This window comes from Vibrio sp. Makdt (genome assembly GCF_027587015.1).
GTDB classification, from domain to species: Bacteria; Pseudomonadota; Gammaproteobacteria; order Enterobacterales; family Vibrionaceae; genus Vibrio; species Vibrio chagasii_B.
Window position 1 is genome coordinate 24,356 of the sequence record NZ_JAPPTH010000007.1, and the last position, 15,335, is coordinate 39,690.

Annotated in this window: 15 protein-coding genes; 4 read left to right on the plus strand and 11 right to left on the minus strand. The window is 45.9% G+C overall.

What is annotated here, in order from left to right:
• Window positions 1-21 precede the first annotated feature (21 nt).
• A complete protein-coding gene (locus OH460_RS10640) occupies window positions 22-609 on the plus strand; it encodes a YjaG family protein (protein ID WP_061033578.1) in 588 nt (195 codons plus the stop codon).
• An 80-nt stretch (window positions 610-689) separates the two neighbouring features.
• Here OH460_RS10640 and OH460_RS10645 read toward each other — a convergent pair whose 3' ends face one another.
• Window positions 690-1,841: a CNNM domain-containing protein gene (locus OH460_RS10645; RefSeq protein ID WP_269997029.1), complete on the minus strand. Its 1,152-nt coding sequence runs from the start codon at window positions 1,839-1,841 to the stop codon at window positions 690-692.
• A gap of 270 nt (window positions 1,842-2,111) precedes the next feature.
• On the opposite strand from OH460_RS10645, the gene hupA reads away from it, so the two are divergent.
• On the plus strand, window positions 2,112-2,384 hold the full coding sequence (gene hupA, locus OH460_RS10650; RefSeq protein ID WP_004729753.1) for a nucleoid-associated protein HU-alpha: 273 nt from the start codon (window positions 2,112-2,114) through the stop codon (window positions 2,382-2,384).
• Between the two features lie 47 nt (window positions 2,385-2,431).
• The gene (locus OH460_RS10655) at window positions 2,432-3,136 is read left to right on the plus strand and encodes a DUF1481 domain-containing protein (protein WP_239931104.1); all 705 of its coding nucleotides are present in this window, start codon (window positions 2,432-2,434) and stop codon (window positions 3,134-3,136) included.
• Window positions 3,137-3,294: 158 nt separating this feature from the next.
• On the opposite strand, the gene purD is transcribed toward OH460_RS10655, so the two are convergent.
• Together purD and purH are read right to left on the minus strand one after the other, a co-directional pair.
• A complete protein-coding gene (gene purD, locus OH460_RS10660; RefSeq protein WP_116871566.1) occupies window positions 3,295-4,584 on the minus strand; it encodes a phosphoribosylamine--glycine ligase in 1,290 nt (429 codons plus the stop codon).
• Between the two features lie 283 nt (window positions 4,585-4,867).
• A complete protein-coding gene (gene purH, locus OH460_RS10665; RefSeq protein ID WP_004737088.1) occupies window positions 4,868-6,460 on the minus strand; it encodes a bifunctional phosphoribosylaminoimidazolecarboxamide formyltransferase/IMP cyclohydrolase in 1,593 nt (530 codons plus the stop codon).
• Between the two features lie 325 nt (window positions 6,461-6,785).
• Here purH and zntR point away from each other — a divergent pair, with 325 nt between their 5' ends.
• Window positions 6,786-7,217 (plus strand): Zn(2+)-responsive transcriptional regulator, encoded by a 432-nt coding sequence (zntR, locus tag OH460_RS10670; protein ID WP_008219537.1) that lies wholly within the window; start codon window positions 6,786-6,788, stop codon window positions 7,215-7,217.
• Between the two features lie 129 nt (window positions 7,218-7,346).
• Here the strand turns inward: zntR and fis are convergent, their stop codons facing one another.
• The 8 genes from fis to OH460_RS10710 all read right to left on the minus strand — a co-directional run bounded on the left by fis (window position 7,347) and on the right by OH460_RS10710 (window position 15,324).
• Window positions 7,347-7,643: a DNA-binding transcriptional regulator Fis gene (gene fis / locus OH460_RS10675; protein ID WP_004729744.1), complete on the minus strand. Its 297-nt coding sequence runs from the start codon at window positions 7,641-7,643 to the stop codon at window positions 7,347-7,349.
• Window positions 7,644-7,666: 23 nt separating this feature from the next.
• Complete coding sequence (gene dusB / locus OH460_RS10680; RefSeq protein WP_008219544.1) at window positions 7,667-8,635, minus strand: tRNA dihydrouridine synthase DusB; 969 nt, start codon at window positions 8,633-8,635, stop codon at window positions 7,667-7,669.
• A gap of 139 nt (window positions 8,636-8,774) precedes the next feature.
• On the minus strand, window positions 8,775-9,662 hold the full coding sequence (prmA, locus tag OH460_RS10685; protein WP_008219546.1) for a 50S ribosomal protein L11 methyltransferase: 888 nt from the start codon (window positions 9,660-9,662) through the stop codon (window positions 8,775-8,777).
• A gap of 189 nt (window positions 9,663-9,851) precedes the next feature.
• Window positions 9,852-11,195: an acetyl-CoA carboxylase biotin carboxylase subunit gene (accC, locus tag OH460_RS10690; RefSeq protein ID WP_008219548.1), complete on the minus strand. Its 1,344-nt coding sequence runs from the start codon at window positions 11,193-11,195 to the stop codon at window positions 9,852-9,854.
• Window positions 11,196-11,210: 15 nt separating this feature from the next.
• Window positions 11,211-11,678, minus strand: coding sequence for an acetyl-CoA carboxylase biotin carboxyl carrier protein (gene accB / locus OH460_RS10695; protein WP_061033584.1), 468 nt, complete (start codon window positions 11,676-11,678; stop codon window positions 11,211-11,213).
• A 72-nt stretch (window positions 11,679-11,750) separates the two neighbouring features.
• The gene (gene aroQ / locus OH460_RS10700; protein WP_008219552.1) at window positions 11,751-12,200 is read right to left on the minus strand and encodes a type II 3-dehydroquinate dehydratase; all 450 of its coding nucleotides are present in this window, start codon (window positions 12,198-12,200) and stop codon (window positions 11,751-11,753) included.
• 319 nt (window positions 12,201-12,519) lie between these two features.
• Window positions 12,520-14,469, minus strand: coding sequence for an acetate--CoA ligase (gene acs / locus OH460_RS10705; RefSeq protein ID WP_061033585.1), 1,950 nt, complete (start codon window positions 14,467-14,469; stop codon window positions 12,520-12,522).
• Window positions 14,470-14,691: 222 nt separating this feature from the next.
• On the minus strand, window positions 14,692-15,324 hold the full coding sequence (locus OH460_RS10710; RefSeq protein WP_269997030.1) for a 3'-5' exonuclease: 633 nt from the start codon (window positions 15,322-15,324) through the stop codon (window positions 14,692-14,694).
• Window positions 15,325-15,335 lie beyond the last annotated feature (11 nt).

The window sequence follows — 15,335 nt, forward strand, 5'->3', positions numbered from 1 at the left end:
TTCTGCAATTATTGAGTGACTATGCTTCAGAATCCACTGCAGGTTCGTCTTGAAAAGTTAGAACCTTGGCAACAAATTACCTTTATGGCGTGTCTGTGTGAGCGTATGTACCCTAACTATGCCATGTTTTGTGAGAATACAGAATTTGCCGAAGCTCGCATCTATCGTGATGTTTTGGATAGCATTTGGGAAATCCTAACGGTAAAAACGGCAAAGGTGAACTTTGAACGCCAATTAGAGAAAGTTGAAGAGCTTTTCCCTAGCGCAGACGATTTTGACTTCTATGGTGTTTACCCTGCAATGGACGCTTGCCAAGGTTTGGCAACGCTTGTTCATGGCCTGCTTGACCGCGAGCACATGTTTGAAGCTGTGATTAAAGTGAGCCAACAGTCGGTGAAGACGGTTGCTGAGCTTGAGTTTGCTCAGGGTGCTGAAGAAGTGACTAACGAAAACCAGAAAGAAAACGAAGCGGTATGTGAAGAGTGGGACGTTCAGTGGGCTATCTTCCGACCATTGCGTGAAACGACGGAGCGTGACATCGAGTTGATTAAAGACCTACGTCATGAACTGCGTGAAGAACCCGTTAGTAACATTGGTGTTGCTTTGTAATTCAACATCGCACCAAAGTACGAATAAAAACAAAGGCTCCCTTGGGAGCCTTTGTTGTATCTATTGATAGCAAATTACGATTAAGCGTCTTTTTTATCTGCTTTTGACGTGTGCTCTTCATCCGCTGGTTTTGAATCTGAGTTATCGTCTTCTGCTGTAGCTTCTTGCTCTAGCTCGTCTTCTTCGTCGCGGTTTTCGATCACACCGTGGGTCTCTTTCCACTTTTCCCAACGCTGAAATGCCAGTTCCTGCATGTCGGTCGTCTTATCCGCTTCGTCAACGATCTCTTCGCCAACAAGGTGTTCAAAGATATCTTCTAGGGTAATGATGCCTTGGATTGTGCCGTACTCATCAACCACGAGAGATAGCTGTAAACGTTGAGCCATCATTTGGTCAAACGCTTTTGGTAACGGCAAGTTGTTCAGTAATACATGAATAGGGCGCATCACGTCACCTAGAGATTTCTCTCCGCTGCCAGCTTGTTGAAGCCTAAACAGCTCTAAGCGGTGCACAAAACCGATGATGTTGTCACTCTGCTCGCTGTAAACCAACGGACGTGAGAATGGCGTATCTTTATGATCCGCTAGGAACTGATTGATACTCATCTCAGCATCGACACGGAATACTACTGGTCGTGGTGTCATTACTTGCGTCACAGGTACATCTTGAATGCCAAGTAGGTTGCTTAGGATTTTCGATTCGCCTTCTGCAAATTCACCACTCTCTTTTGCCAAAATCGCCATCGCAGACAATTCATCACGCATTTTTGGTGCTTCGTGACCACGAGCTAGGCGCTTAGTGATCTGCTCAGAGAACCAAACAAACGGTGTTAGGAAGAACACCATCCAACGAAGCACGCTCGCCGATGCTGGCGCAAGTTGACGCCAGTAAGTTGCACCAATGGTTTTTGGAACAATCTCAGACAGTACCAAAATACCTAGAGTTAGCACGGCAGAGAATACACCTAGCCATTGGCTACCAAAAACCACCGCCGCTTGTGCACCTGCTGTCGCAGCACCGATTGTATGCGCGATGGTGTTAAGCGTTAAAATTGACGCCAGTGGGCGGTCGATGTCTGTTTTCAGTTTGTCTAATGACTCTGCTGCAGGATGCCCATTTTGTTTTAGTTGAGCGATGTAGCTCGGACTAATACTCAAAAGTACAGCTTCCAAAACAGAACAAATGAAAGAAACTCCAATGGCGATGGAGACGTAAATAGTTAGCAGCAGCATGTTTGCCCTTAAATTAAATTGTACGCTTTATCAGCGATTCAGCGTGGATTATAGAGAAAAAGTAGTGGCTAGGTCATCATTAATTTTGCGCTCAGCCCCTTTTAAACAAGGGCTTGCTTAAATAAATCAGTAACAAATTGTGAGTTATTACTCATATTATGGCTAAAACTACGGCATTAGAGTCAAAGATCGACGACAAACCTTTGCCAGATGGGGCATTTATGTTTTAGAGTGAATTGAATTCAAAAATACAAAGAAGGGAAACCTAAAATGAACAAGACTCAATTAATCGACTTTATTGCTGAAAAAGCGGACCTTTCTAAAGCACAAGCTAAAGCTGCTCTAGAAGCGACTCTTGGTGGTGTAACAGATGCTCTTAAAGATGGCGATCAAGTTCAGCTAATTGGTTTTGGTACTTTTAAAGTAAACCACCGTGCAGCTCGCACTGGTCGTAACCCAAAAACTGGTGATGAGATCCAAATCGCTGCTGCAAACGTTCCAGCATTTGTTGCAGGTAAAGCGCTGAAAGATTCAGTGAAATAATCTAAACTGTACCGAGGTAGTCGTATTCCACCTCGGTACAGGTTTTTATGAAAAAAGCATTTCTTCTCGTTTCACTGTTATCTACATTTCTTATTGGCTGTTCTTCAACAAGCCCTCGCAAAAACCTAGAGCAATTTGAAACCTACACCGGCGGCCAAGTCATGGGCGACGCGACAAGTTTCTACTGGGTGACTAACAAGCTCACACAACCTCATACTTCAGCAGACTACGTCACTATGGGTGATTATGGCTGGTATCAAACTGACTATGCATGGTCGGATGGTGTGCTTCGTGAATTTATTCGTGAAGGTGAGCAGCGCAACGCATCAAATGAACTGGCTCCATTTCGGGTTCATGTACGTTTCAACAAATCAGGCGAAGCTGTGTATCAGCAGTACCGGATTGACGGTAAAATCCTACCAATCCGCGCTAAGCAGCTTGAAACTTACAAGAATGAAGCCTCACAGACCTTAGATACCACGGCTAAGCAGAATGACGAAGGCTTCAAGTTGATCCAAGGCTATTGGAATGGTCAATCTTTCGAAACTTGCTCGGGTAAAGAGTTTTCAAGTATCGATATTAATCAAGCCTTACCAAACTTTGTGATTAATCGCTTAGCGTCAGTAGAAAGCTATGCTGCGTTTCTTGGTAGTGATTCACTCGGAAAAATCACTGTAGAAGAGCTATTGATGTTAGCGGAAGAAAGCCACGATTGTGTCGTAAGACCATCATTGCTGAAGAGCAGCGAATAAATCATTAAGAGCATTTGGCCTACTGTAGGCCAAATGCTCTTTAGTCTGTACATGTGTACGTTGGACAATAAAAAAGGCGCCCACTAAGGCGCCTTTTTCGTTCTTCGCTGCTGTCATTTACTTACTGTTATTGGATAGTAAGCGAGTGACAATCTTGATTACTGCTCTTGCTCGCGCGCAATCGCACGGTAACCAATGTCATTGCGGTGGAACATACCATTCCAGCTCACTTGCTTCGTTAACGCGTATGCGCGCTCCTGAGCTTCAGAAACTGTGTTACCCAGTGCTGTTGCACAAAGTACACGACCACCGTTTGTCACCACGTCGCCAGCTTCGTTATTTGCAGTTCCTGCGTGGAAAACCTTTTGGCCTTCAACTTCGCTTGTTGGTAGTGAAATTACGTCACCTTTTGCGTAGTCAGCAGGGTAGCCGCCAGCTGCAAGAACAACACCAATTGAAGCGCGTGGATCCCACTTAGACTCAGCTTGGTCTAGTTTCTCGTCGATAGCCATTAGGCAAAGCTCAACAAGGTCTGACTCCATGCGCATCATGATAGGTTGCGTTTCTGGATCGCCGAAGCGGCAGTTGTATTCGATAACTTTCGGAGTGCCGTCAGCATCGATCATTAGGCCTGCGTAAAGGAAACCAGTGTAAGGTGCGCCTTCTGCATCCATGCCACGTACCGTTGGGTAGATAACTTCTTCAAGGATACGGTTGTGGATCTCTGGCGTTACTACAGGAGCCGGAGAATAAGCACCCATGCCGCCCGTGTTAGGGCCAGTGTCTTTGTCGCCAACACGTTTGTGGTCTTGGCTGGTGGCCATAGGTAGAACGCTAGAGCCGTCAACCATCACGATGAAGCTTGCTTCTTCGCCTTCAAGGAACTCTTCGATAACCACGCGGCTGCCTGCTTCGCCAAATGCGTTGCCTGCTAGCATATCTTTGATTGCGTCTTCTGCTTCTTCAAGAGTCATCGCAACGATAACGCCTTTACCAGCCGCAAGGCCGTCAGCTTTAACTACGATTGGTGCTCCTTGCTCACGAACGTAAGCGATAGCTGGCTCAATCTCAGTGAAGTTCGCGTAAGAACCTGTTGGGATGTCGTGACGAGCTAGGAAGTCTTTAGTGAATGCTTTAGAGCCTTCCAGCTGTGCTGCTGCTTGAGTTGGACCAAAGATAGGCAAACCCACTTCGCGGAACGCGTCAACCACACCAATAACCAATGGCGCTTCAGGGCCAACGATAGTCAGTTCGATTTTTTTCTCTTGAGCAAACGCCACTAAACCAGCGATGTCTTCAACACCGATGTTTACGTTCTCAAGCTTTGGCTCAAGTGCAGTACCTGCGTTACCTGGAGCGATGAATACTGTTTCAACGTTTGGGTTTTGTGCTGCTTTCCAACCTAGTGCATGCTCACGACCGCCGGCACCAATAATCAATACATTCATGTTTTAAAATCCTTATAGCTGCTTCAGAATCTTTATTTCTGTGTCAAACATGCTCACTTATAGTCATAAGCTCCGCGTGTTTACCTTGAACTAAAGTCACTGACTTGCTCTACGTATTTCAAATATCGGAATATTTAAAAAAACAAAATTATAAGTTTTGCTCAAAGTAGTTGGTGATGTGGCTAGGCAGCAATTGAGCCCATCCCCGGTCACATAGCTCGCTATGTGACCGGGGTGGGCGAAAGCAGCTAACGACGCCACAGTGCCAAATACGAAGAGGAAATTAGTGGCGGAAGTGACGCATGCCAGTAAAGATCATCGCCATGCCGTGCTCGTCTGCTGCTGCGATAACTTCGTCATCACGCATAGAGCCGCCTGGTTGGATAACACACTTGATGCCCGCTTCTGCCGCCGCGTCGATACCGTCACGGAATGGGAAGAATGCATCTGATGCCATCACACAACCTTCAACCTGTAGACCTTCGTCTGCAGCTTTGATGCCTGCGATTTTCGCAGAGTAAACACGGCTCATTTGGCCTGCGCCCACACCGATAGTCATGTCGCCTTTCGAGTAAACGATCGCGTTAGATTTCACGTACTTCGCTACTTTCCAGCAGAATAGGGCATCTTTTAGCTCTTCAGCGGTTGGTTGACGCTTAGAAACCACTTTAAGGTCATCTTCAGACACCATGCCTTGGTCGCGGTCTTGAACCAGTAGGCCGCCGTTAACGCGTTTCACGTCAAAGCCAGTCGTCTTAGTTGTCCACTCACCACACTCAAGTAGGCGAAGGTTTTTCTTAGCCGCTACGATTTCTACTGCTTCAGCAGAAACAGAAGGAGCAATGATAACTTCAACGAATTGACGCTCAGTAATAGCGGTTGCTGTTGCTGCGTCTAGCTCACGGTTGAATGCGATGATGCCGCCAAATGCAGACGTTGGGTCTGTTTTGAATGCACGGTCGTAAGCTTCTAGGATGTCTTCACCTAGTGCTACACCACATGGGTTAGCGTGCTTAACGATCACACATGCTGGCTCATCGAACTCTTTCACACACTCAAGTGCTGCGTCAGTGTCAGCGATGTTGTTGTAAGAAAGTGCTTTACCTTGGATTTGGCGAGCAGTAGAAACAGACGCTTCTTCAGGGTTTGCTTCAACGTAGAATGCTGCCGCTTGGTGGCTGTTCTCACCGTAGCGCATGTCTTGTTTTTTCTCGAACTGTTGGTTGAACGTGCGAGGGAACTTAGACTCTTCATCACCTTCCTTGTTCTCACCGTAAGATGGAACCATAGTGCCGAAGTAGTTTGCGATCATGCCGTCGTAAGAAGCTGTGTGCTCAAAAGCTGCGATAGCTAGGTCGAAGCGCGTTTCTAGTGTTAGAGACTTCTCGTTCGCGTCCATTTCAGCGATAACGCGGTCGTAGTCGTGAGCGTTCACAACGATAGTTACGTCTTTGTGGTTTTTCGCTGCAGAGCGAACCATTGTTGGACCACCGATGTCGATGTTCTCAACGGCATCAGCAAGCGTACAGCCTTCTTTAGCAACGGTTTCTGCGAATGGGTATAGGTTTACAACAACCATATCGATAGGGTTGATACCGTGAGTTTCCATCACGTCATCGTCTTGGCCGCGACGGCCTAGGACACCACCATGAACTTTTGGATGCAGAGTCTTAACACGGCCGTCCATCATTTCTGGGAAACCAGTGTAGTCAGATACTTCTGTAACAGAGATGCCTTTTTCAGCAAGCAGGCGAGCAGTGCCACCGGTAGATAGGATATCTACACCACGGTTAGCAAGAGCTTGTGCAAATTCAACGATACCAGTTTTGTCTGATACGCTGATTAGAGCGCGGCGAATTGGACGAGCGTTATTCATGCTTCCATCTTCCTCAAATTCATGGGGTTAAAATAAAGATATTTGCCAAAAAAGAACTTGTTTCTATCTTCTCAACGTGGATTATTTTAGATTCCAGTAAGAGATAAAATATTGGCCAGTTTTGGTAAAGACCTTTGAGGTTAGTCTTACGATTAAGCTATAAGATAACCAACTCCAAATTTGATGGCGCAGATTCTAACTAATTTATTACAAAAAAGCTCGCGCAATCGTTTGGCATCTCAAAAATAATTATGAAAAGTGCCATTTCAGCCTAAAAAGTAACGATAAGGTTAATTGTGAAATGGATGAAGGAATAGGGAAAAACATGTTTCAGATCGGTGAATTGGCGAAACGATGCGGTGTGACAGCCGATACCTTGCGCTTCTACGAAAAAAATAATTTGATTGCACCAGCGAGCCGTAGTGAATCGGGTTATCGCCTATATGATGAAAATAACCAAAAACAGGTGACCTTTATCCTCAAATCCAAAGAGTTGGGGCTGAGTTTAGATGAGATTAAAGAATTGCTCGAGATTCGCCTAGAAGCAACACAACATAGTTGTGCCGAAGTGAAGTCCATCACCACTGCCAAGTTGGAGATGATCGATGAGAAGATTACTGAATTAACCAAGATTCGCACCGCGCTTAAAAAGATTAACGATGCGTGTTGTGGCCATATAGACGACGATGCTAGCCATTGTTCAATTCTGGCAGCGTTAGACTCAGCTAATGTTGAAAAAGGGCGCTGCTGCAGCTAACAGGCGCTCTGGTAAATGGGTAACCTATCCATTAGTACCAATTTATCTGTTCTCTAATCTACAAACCAAAAAAAAGCCAAACTCAATCAATGAGCTTGGCTTTCAATTCAATTAATTACGAAAGAACGATTAGTTCATGCCGTATTTTTTAAGTTTCTTGCGAAGAGTACCGCGGTTGATACCCATCATAGTTGCTGCGCGAGTTTGGTTACCGCGAGTGTACTGCATGATGGTGTCTAGTAGTGGCTGTTCAACTTCAGCTAATACTAGTTCGTATAACTCGCTGACTTCTTGACCGTTTAATTGAGCAAGGTAGTTTTTCAATGATGCTTTCACTGAATCACGTAGTGGTTTCTGCGTGATTTGGTCTTGTGATGTTACTGTAGTCACTGTCAATGCTTCTGAAGTCAGATTTTGTTCGAACATATTCGGTCTAGCTCTTCTCGTAATTATGGTGCAACGTTATCAAAATAACCTTCTAGCGCCTCAAGCTGCAGATCACCTGCTTCGAGTGCGTTGAAGGTACGGCGAAACTCACTCGCTTGTTCATGCTCTTTTAGGTACCAACCCACATGCTTACGAGCGATGCGAGGGCCTAAAAACTCTCCATAAAATTCATGTAGAGCGTGAACATGGCCAAGCATGATGTCTTTCACTTCCGAAACCGGGAGTGGATCCATCGTGGTGCCGTTTTCCAAATAGTGTAGGATTTCGTTAAAAATCCATGGACGACCTTGGGCAGGACGACCAATCATCAAAGCGTCAGCGCCGGTGTACTCCAGCACAAACTTAGCTTTTTCCGGGCTATCGATATCACCGTTAGCAATAACCGGAATAGATACAGCTTGTTTCGCCGCTTTAATGTGTTTGTATTCTGCCTCACCTTTGTACATACAAGCGCGAGTTCTCCCGTGAAGGGCAAGTGCCTGTATGCCGCAGTCTTCGGCTATTTTAGCGATTTGGACACAGTTTCTGTTATCTGTATCCCAGCCTGTACGAGTCTTTAACGTTACTGGAACGTCGACTGCGTTTACCACAGCTTTCAAGATCTCTTCAATGAGGTCTGGATACTGAAGTAGGGCAGAGCCCGCAAGCTTCTTATTCACTTTTTTGGCTGGACAACCCATGTTGATATCGATGATTTGCGCACCGTTATCGACATTGAATTGCGCAGCCTCGGCCATAAGCTGTGGATCTGCACCAGCGATTTGTACTGAACGAATGCCCGATTCGCCTTCATGTACCATACGCTGCTGAGACTTCGACGTTTTCCAAACCTTTGGATTGGAGGACATCATTTCACTGACTGCCATCCCCGCACCGTAGCGAAGACACAACTCACGGAATGGTCTATCCGTTACGCCAGCCATTGGAGCGACGATTAGATTGTTCTTAAGTTGATAATTTCCGATTTTCAAAACGTCATCACAGTTCTGTACCAGCAAGGGCGCGCATTTTACGCATTTTTTCGCTGCGTGAAAAGACTAATATTTGAGCATTTACAATTTGTTTTTGTAATTTGCATAAAATTCAATCAATTAGCACCCAAAGTCTTGTCTAGCCTTGCTTGCGACCAGAGATTCGACACCACTCTTGCTGCTCGATAATCGGATCAATGTGAAGCTCATCACGATAATAAGTCGCAACATCTTCCGCTTGTGTATCTAAAACACCCGACATCGCCAGCACACCATTTGGCTTAACTAAGCCTTTGATGATGCCTGAAAGATCGCGCAGTGGACCGGCAAGAATGTTGGCAACAACAACGTCTGCTAGTAAACCTTCAGGCTGATCTTGTGGTAAGAACACCTCAAGTTGCTCAGCAACGCCATTGCGCTCTGCGTTATCTTTTGATGCAAGTAGTGCTTGAGGATCAATGTCGATCCCGATAACTTTTTCTGCGCCTAGTTTGATCGCTGCGATCGCTAGGATGCCTGAGCCACAACCGAAGTCGATGACGGTTTTGCCTGTAAGATCTAATCCTTCAAGCCACTCAAGACACAATGCTGTTGTTGGGTGAGTACCGGTACCGAATGCAAGGCCAGGGTCTAGCATTACGTTTACCGCGTCAGGTTCAGGAATATCGCGCCAGCTAGGGCAGATCCATAAACGCTCACCAAACTTCATTGGGTGGAAGTTGTCCATCCATTCACGTTCCCAATCCTTGTCTTCAATTTGCTCAACTTTATGAGCAAAGTCTGCAGGGAACATGTTGCTTGCTTTAATCTGCGCTAGAACGACACCTGTATCAATCTCAGCGTCGTAAAGCGCAAGAATGTCAGTGTCACCCCAAAGGCGAGTTTCACCCGGCAGAGGCTCAAATACAGGGGTATCTTGTGCATCCAGGAAAGTTACAGAAAGAGCACCAGTCTCTTCCATTAACATGTCGCCGATTTGTTCGGCATTTTCATTGGTAGCATTAAGCTTGATTTGAATCCAAGGCATGGCTGAATCTTCTATATGAGAAAAATTGGATGGCGAGTCTAGCAGAAAATATGAGCAAATTCACCAAAACCCCAAGGAATATCATGGGGAATATTGATTACGTTTTTTGGACGCTTAAAAACAAAAAATGCCCACCAAAGTGAGCATTTTATTTTGTTCATTTAAGAACAAATTACACGAGGCTAATTTCTATTGAAGACCAAGCTTCTTCTCAAGGTAGTGGATGTTTGCACCACCGTGTTGGAAGTTTTCGTCGTTCATGATTGCTTCTTGTAGAGAGATGTTTACTTTGATGCCTTCTACAATCATCTCTCCTAGTGCGTTCTTCATACGAGAAATCGCAACATCACGGTTCTCACCGTAAGTGATTAGCTTACCGATCATTGAATCGTAGTGTGGTGGAACTGTGTAACCCGTGTAGATGTGAGAGTCCCAACGAACGCCCATACCACCAGGAGCGTGGAAGCGCTCAATCTTACCTGGTGAAGGTAGGAACTTCTCTGGATCTTCCGCGTTGATACGACATTCGATCGCGTGACCTTTGATCTTGATATCGTCTTGCGTGAAAGATAGAGGTTGACCAGCAGCAACACGTAGTTGCTCTTTGATTAGGTCAACGCCAGTTACCATCTCTGTTACTGGGTGCTCTACTTGAATACGAGTGTTCATTTCGATGAAGTAGAATTCGCCATTTTCGTATAGGAATTCAAATGTTCCTGCACCGCGGTAGCCGATTTCTAGACATGCACGAGTACAACGCTCACCGATGTACTTACGCATCTCTTCAGTGATACCTGGAGCTGGCGCTTCTTCAACAACTTTTTGGTGGCGACGTTGCATTGAACAGTCACGCTCACCAAGGTGGATAGCACCGCCTTGACCGTCAGCAATCACTTGAACTTCAACGTGACGTGGGTTTTCTAGGAATTTCTCCATGTAAACCATGTCGTTGTTGAAACATGCTTTTGCTTCAGCACGTGTCATTGCGATTGCTTCTGTTAGTTCACCTTCAGTGCGAACAACACGCATACCACGACCACCGCCGCCGCCAGACGCTTTGATGATCACTGGGTAGCCAATGCGCTTAGCATGTGCTTTGTTTGCTGCTTCGTCGTCGTTTAGCGGGCCGTCAGAACCAGGTACACAAGGTACGCCTGCTTTCTTCATTGCCGTGATTGCTGAAACTTTGTCACCCATGATGCGGATAGTTTCTGCTTTAGGACCAACGAAAATGAAACCGCTTTGTTCAACTTGTTCAGCGAAGTCTGCGTTTTCAGATAGGAAGCCGTAGCCAGGGTGGATAGCAACAGCGCCTGTAACTTCAGCTGCACTGATGATACGAGGGATGTTTAGGTAGCTATCGATACCACGAGCAGGGCCGATACAAATGGTTTCGTCTGCTAGCAGTACGTGCTTAAGGTCACGGTCAGCTGTTGAGTGAACAGCAACCGTTTTAATGCCTAGCTCTTTACATGCTCGCAGAATACGTAGTGCAATCTCACCACGGTTCGCGATTACTAATTTATCTAACATAATGAGGCTTCTCTATTATTCGATAATTACTAGAGCTTGATCGAACTCAACTGGTTGGCCGTCTTCAACAAGGATTGCAGTTACAACACCAGACTTATCAGCTTCGATTTGGTTCATCATCTTCATTGCTTCAACGATACATAGTGTGTCGCCAGCGTTAACTTGTTGACCAACTTTTACGAATGGTTTTGCGTCTGGGCTTGGTGCGCCGTAGAACGTACCAACCATTGGAGAAAGAACTTGGTGACCTGCAGGTGCTGCTGGAGCTTCTGCTGCTTCTGGAGCTGCCGCTTGAGCTGGTGCTGCTGCAGGAGCTGGTGCCGCTGCTGGAGCCGGAGCTGCTGCGTATTGAATTGGTGCTGCTACAGGTGCAGTGCCGTTGCGGCTGATGCGTACTGACTCTTCACCTTCAGAGATTTCTAGTTCTGCGATACCAGACTCTTCAACCAATTCGATTAGCTTTTTGATTTTGCGAATATCCATCGTTTCTTTCTCTTTTGTTAATTAACCATGCTCTATGACTAGAGCTGGTGTCTATTAGTTCGGTTATGTTCGTTATTTTGACTGCAACTTGTGAATCGCAGCAGTCAAAGCAAATTGGTAGCCTTGTGCGCCTAAGCCACAGATTACCCCTTCGGCTTTATCTGAGAGGTAAGAGTGGTGCCTAAAAGGTTCACGTGCGTGAACATTCGATAGGTGCACTTCAATAAATGGGATCGCTACGCCAAGTAGTGCATCACGCAACGCCACACTGGTATGTGTAAAGGCCGCTGGGTTGATGATAATGAAATCAATATCTTGATATGCACTATGGATAGCTTCGATCAGTTCATACTCACGATTTGACTGTAAGTGAGATAGCGCAACATCTTGTGTTTTCGCTTGCTCTGTTAGTGAGCTAATAATCTGGTCAAGTGTTTGAGAGCCGTAGTGTGCCGGTTCTCTTAGGCCTAACAGGTTAAGGTTTGGGCCATTTAAAACTAGAATGCGAAACTTTGTAGACATCGTGGGGCTATCTTCCTTTATCGTGATTACGACCGTGAATGTTGCCATTTTATTGAAAATTTGGGGTTAATTTCCAGTGAGAAAAACCCAAATTTAAAAATTAGAACCAGATTATAGCTAATTCAGCGCAAATCGCAGCAATTTACTGGTCTAATCTCCTATTGATAGCAAGTGAAATTGTTACTAACTTAACAAAAAAGCGTTATTACCTTAATTGTGGTATGGATATTTGAGAGCAAGATCAGCCATAAAAAAACCGCCACATAGGTGACGGTTTGGAAATGATCTGTTTTAAACAGTGATTCTGGTGTGATAGCTATTATGCCAATTCAGCTTTCTCTGCAATCAGCTTATCAACCACACTTGGGTCTGCTAGCGTTGAAGTATCACCAAGGTTGCCAGTATCGCCCGTTGCGATCTTACGCAGGATACGACGCATGATCTTACCTGAACGTGTTTTCGGTAATGAATCGGTCCAGTGCAGCACGTCTGGTGTCGCAATAGGGCCTATCTCTTTACGCACCCAGTCTTTCACTTCTTTATGAAGCTCTGCGGTTGGGAACTCGCCATCATTAAGCGTGATGTAAGCGTAAATCGCTTGGCCTTTGATGTCGTGAGGAATACCGACAATCGCAGCCTCTGCAATCTTATCGAATGCAACGAGCGCTGACTCAATCTCTGCAGTACCCATACGGTGACCAGATACGTTCAGCACGTCATCAACACGACCAGTAATCCAGTAGTAGCCGTCTTCATCACGACGAGCGCCATCACTGGTGAAGTACATGCCTTTAAACGTAGAGAAATATGTCTGCTCAAAACGGTCATGATCGCCATGAACAGTACGCATTTGACCTGGCCACGAGTCTAGAATGACTAGGTTGCCGTCGGTTGCGCCTTCAATGATGTTACCCATATTATCTACTAGCGCAGGTTGTACACCGAAGAATGGACGAGTCGCTGAACCCGGTTTTAGGTCGGTAGCGCCTGGTAGTGGGGCAATTAGGATACCGCCCGTTTCGGTTTGCCACCATGTATCAACAATAGGAGACTGCTCGTTACCAATCGTTTTGTAGTACCACTCCCACGCTTCTGGGTTAATAGGTTCACCTACCGAGCCCATGATTCTCAAGCTGTCACGAGATGTGCCTTCAACCGCTTCATTGCCTTTCGCCATCAATGCACGAATAGCCGTTGGTGCAGTGTAAAGAATGTTGACTTGGTGCTTATCCACCACTTCACTCATTCGACTTGTGTTCGGGTAGTTTGGCACGCCTTCAAACAGGATTGTCTTAGCGCCATTAGCCAGTGGTCCGTATACAAGGTATGTGTGGCCAGTAATCCAACCCACATCTGCAGTACACCAGAAGGTTTCGCCTTCTTGGTAATCAAATACGTATTTAAAGGTCATCGCGGCATAAACAAGGTAACCACCGGTAGTGTGCATTACACCTTTTGGTTTGCCTGTTGAGCCTGATGTATAAAGGATGAATAGTGGGTCTTCCGCATTCATCTCTTCTGGTGGGCAGTCTGCTGACACGTTTGCTGTCGCCTCATGCCACCAAATATCACGGTGCTCATGCCATGCAACCTCACCGCCAGTACGCTTAAGCACCATCACTTTTTCGATGGTTTTCACTTCTGGGTTGGTCAGTGCTTCGTCGACGTTTTTCTTAAGAGGGACAGCTCGGCCGCCACGCACGCCTTCATCGGCAGTGATAACGACTTTAGCATTCGAATCGATAATACGACCTGACAGTGCTTCTGGTGAGAAACCACCAAATACCACGGTATGAACCGCACCAATACGAGTACACGCCAGCATAGCAACTGCAGCTTCAGGAACCATAGGCATGTATAAACAAACCACATCGCCTTTACGTACGCCTTGCTCTTTTAGAGCGTTAGAGAACAGACATACTTCTTTGTGCAGTTCATTAAAAGTTAGGGTTTTATCATCAGCAGGGTCATCGCCTTCCCAGATGATTGCGACTTCATCACCGCGCTCAGCAAGGTGGCGGTCAATACAGTTAGCCGAAACGTTAAGCGTGCCATCTTCAAACCAGCGAATATCGATGTGGCCTGGGTCGAAAGAGGTATTTTTTACTTGCGTGAAAGGTTTAATCCAATCCACGATTTTTCCGTGTTCACCCCAAAAGCCTTCTGGGTCAGAAACAGATTGTTGGTACATGGCTAGGTAAGTGTCATTATCCGCGTGTGTGGTTGATTTAATATTTTCTTTTACCGGATAAACGTGGGCTTCACTCATTGCATCTCTCCTTGTGCCTACATTCCTAATGAACTGGCAACTTCCTTTGTGTTCGTTCAGTTTCTAGGTCTATTACAGAACCGTCTTTGTGTTATCACTCTCGGTTAGGACGGCGATTTCCACAATTAGACTTTAGGATGAGACGCCGCTTTTCACTTACAAAATAGCGAGTTAAGTTCATTTTTGAGATGTTGCTCTCTATGTCGAGCTGCAAGGGTTGAATTAGGTGTACGAAGAGTTGAAGCGGGGCAGATCACCATGTTTCAGGCGGACAAAGATCAGCGCAGCAGAGATAGCATCTTGTAATGCATCATGTTTATTGACTGGAATTGGTAAGTCGAGCTGGCGACAAATCGCATCCATGCTGAGGTCGAAATAGGCATTGGGCAGCTGTCTTTCGAGTTTGTCTTGATAGAGTTGGCTCACTTCGATTAATCGGTTAGGCAGCGGAAATCCGAGTTGCTTTAAACAGGCGCGGTCGAGAATTTTTTTGTCATAGCGGATGTGATAGCCGACTAAAGGACGATTACCAATGAAGCTTAGCAGTTCAATTAGGGCTTGTTTCTCTTCGATTCCGTGTTTGAGATCTTGATGGCGGATGCGGTGGATTTTTATTGAATTGCAATCGAGCGATTGAGGGGCTCGTAGCCGCACTTCGAAGGGGTTGCTGGTGATGATGCGGTTACCGATGATCTTGGTCGCGGCAATGGTCACCAGTTCAGCCTGATTAGGGTCGAGGCTGGTGGTTTCACAATCGAGTGAGACATATTCTTGATGAACAGGCGCAGTAAACAGAGGCTGATAAGAAGAGCCTTTGAGCTTGTGATGCCAGTAATAGCGAACCAGTCTATTCATCGTGCAATCGC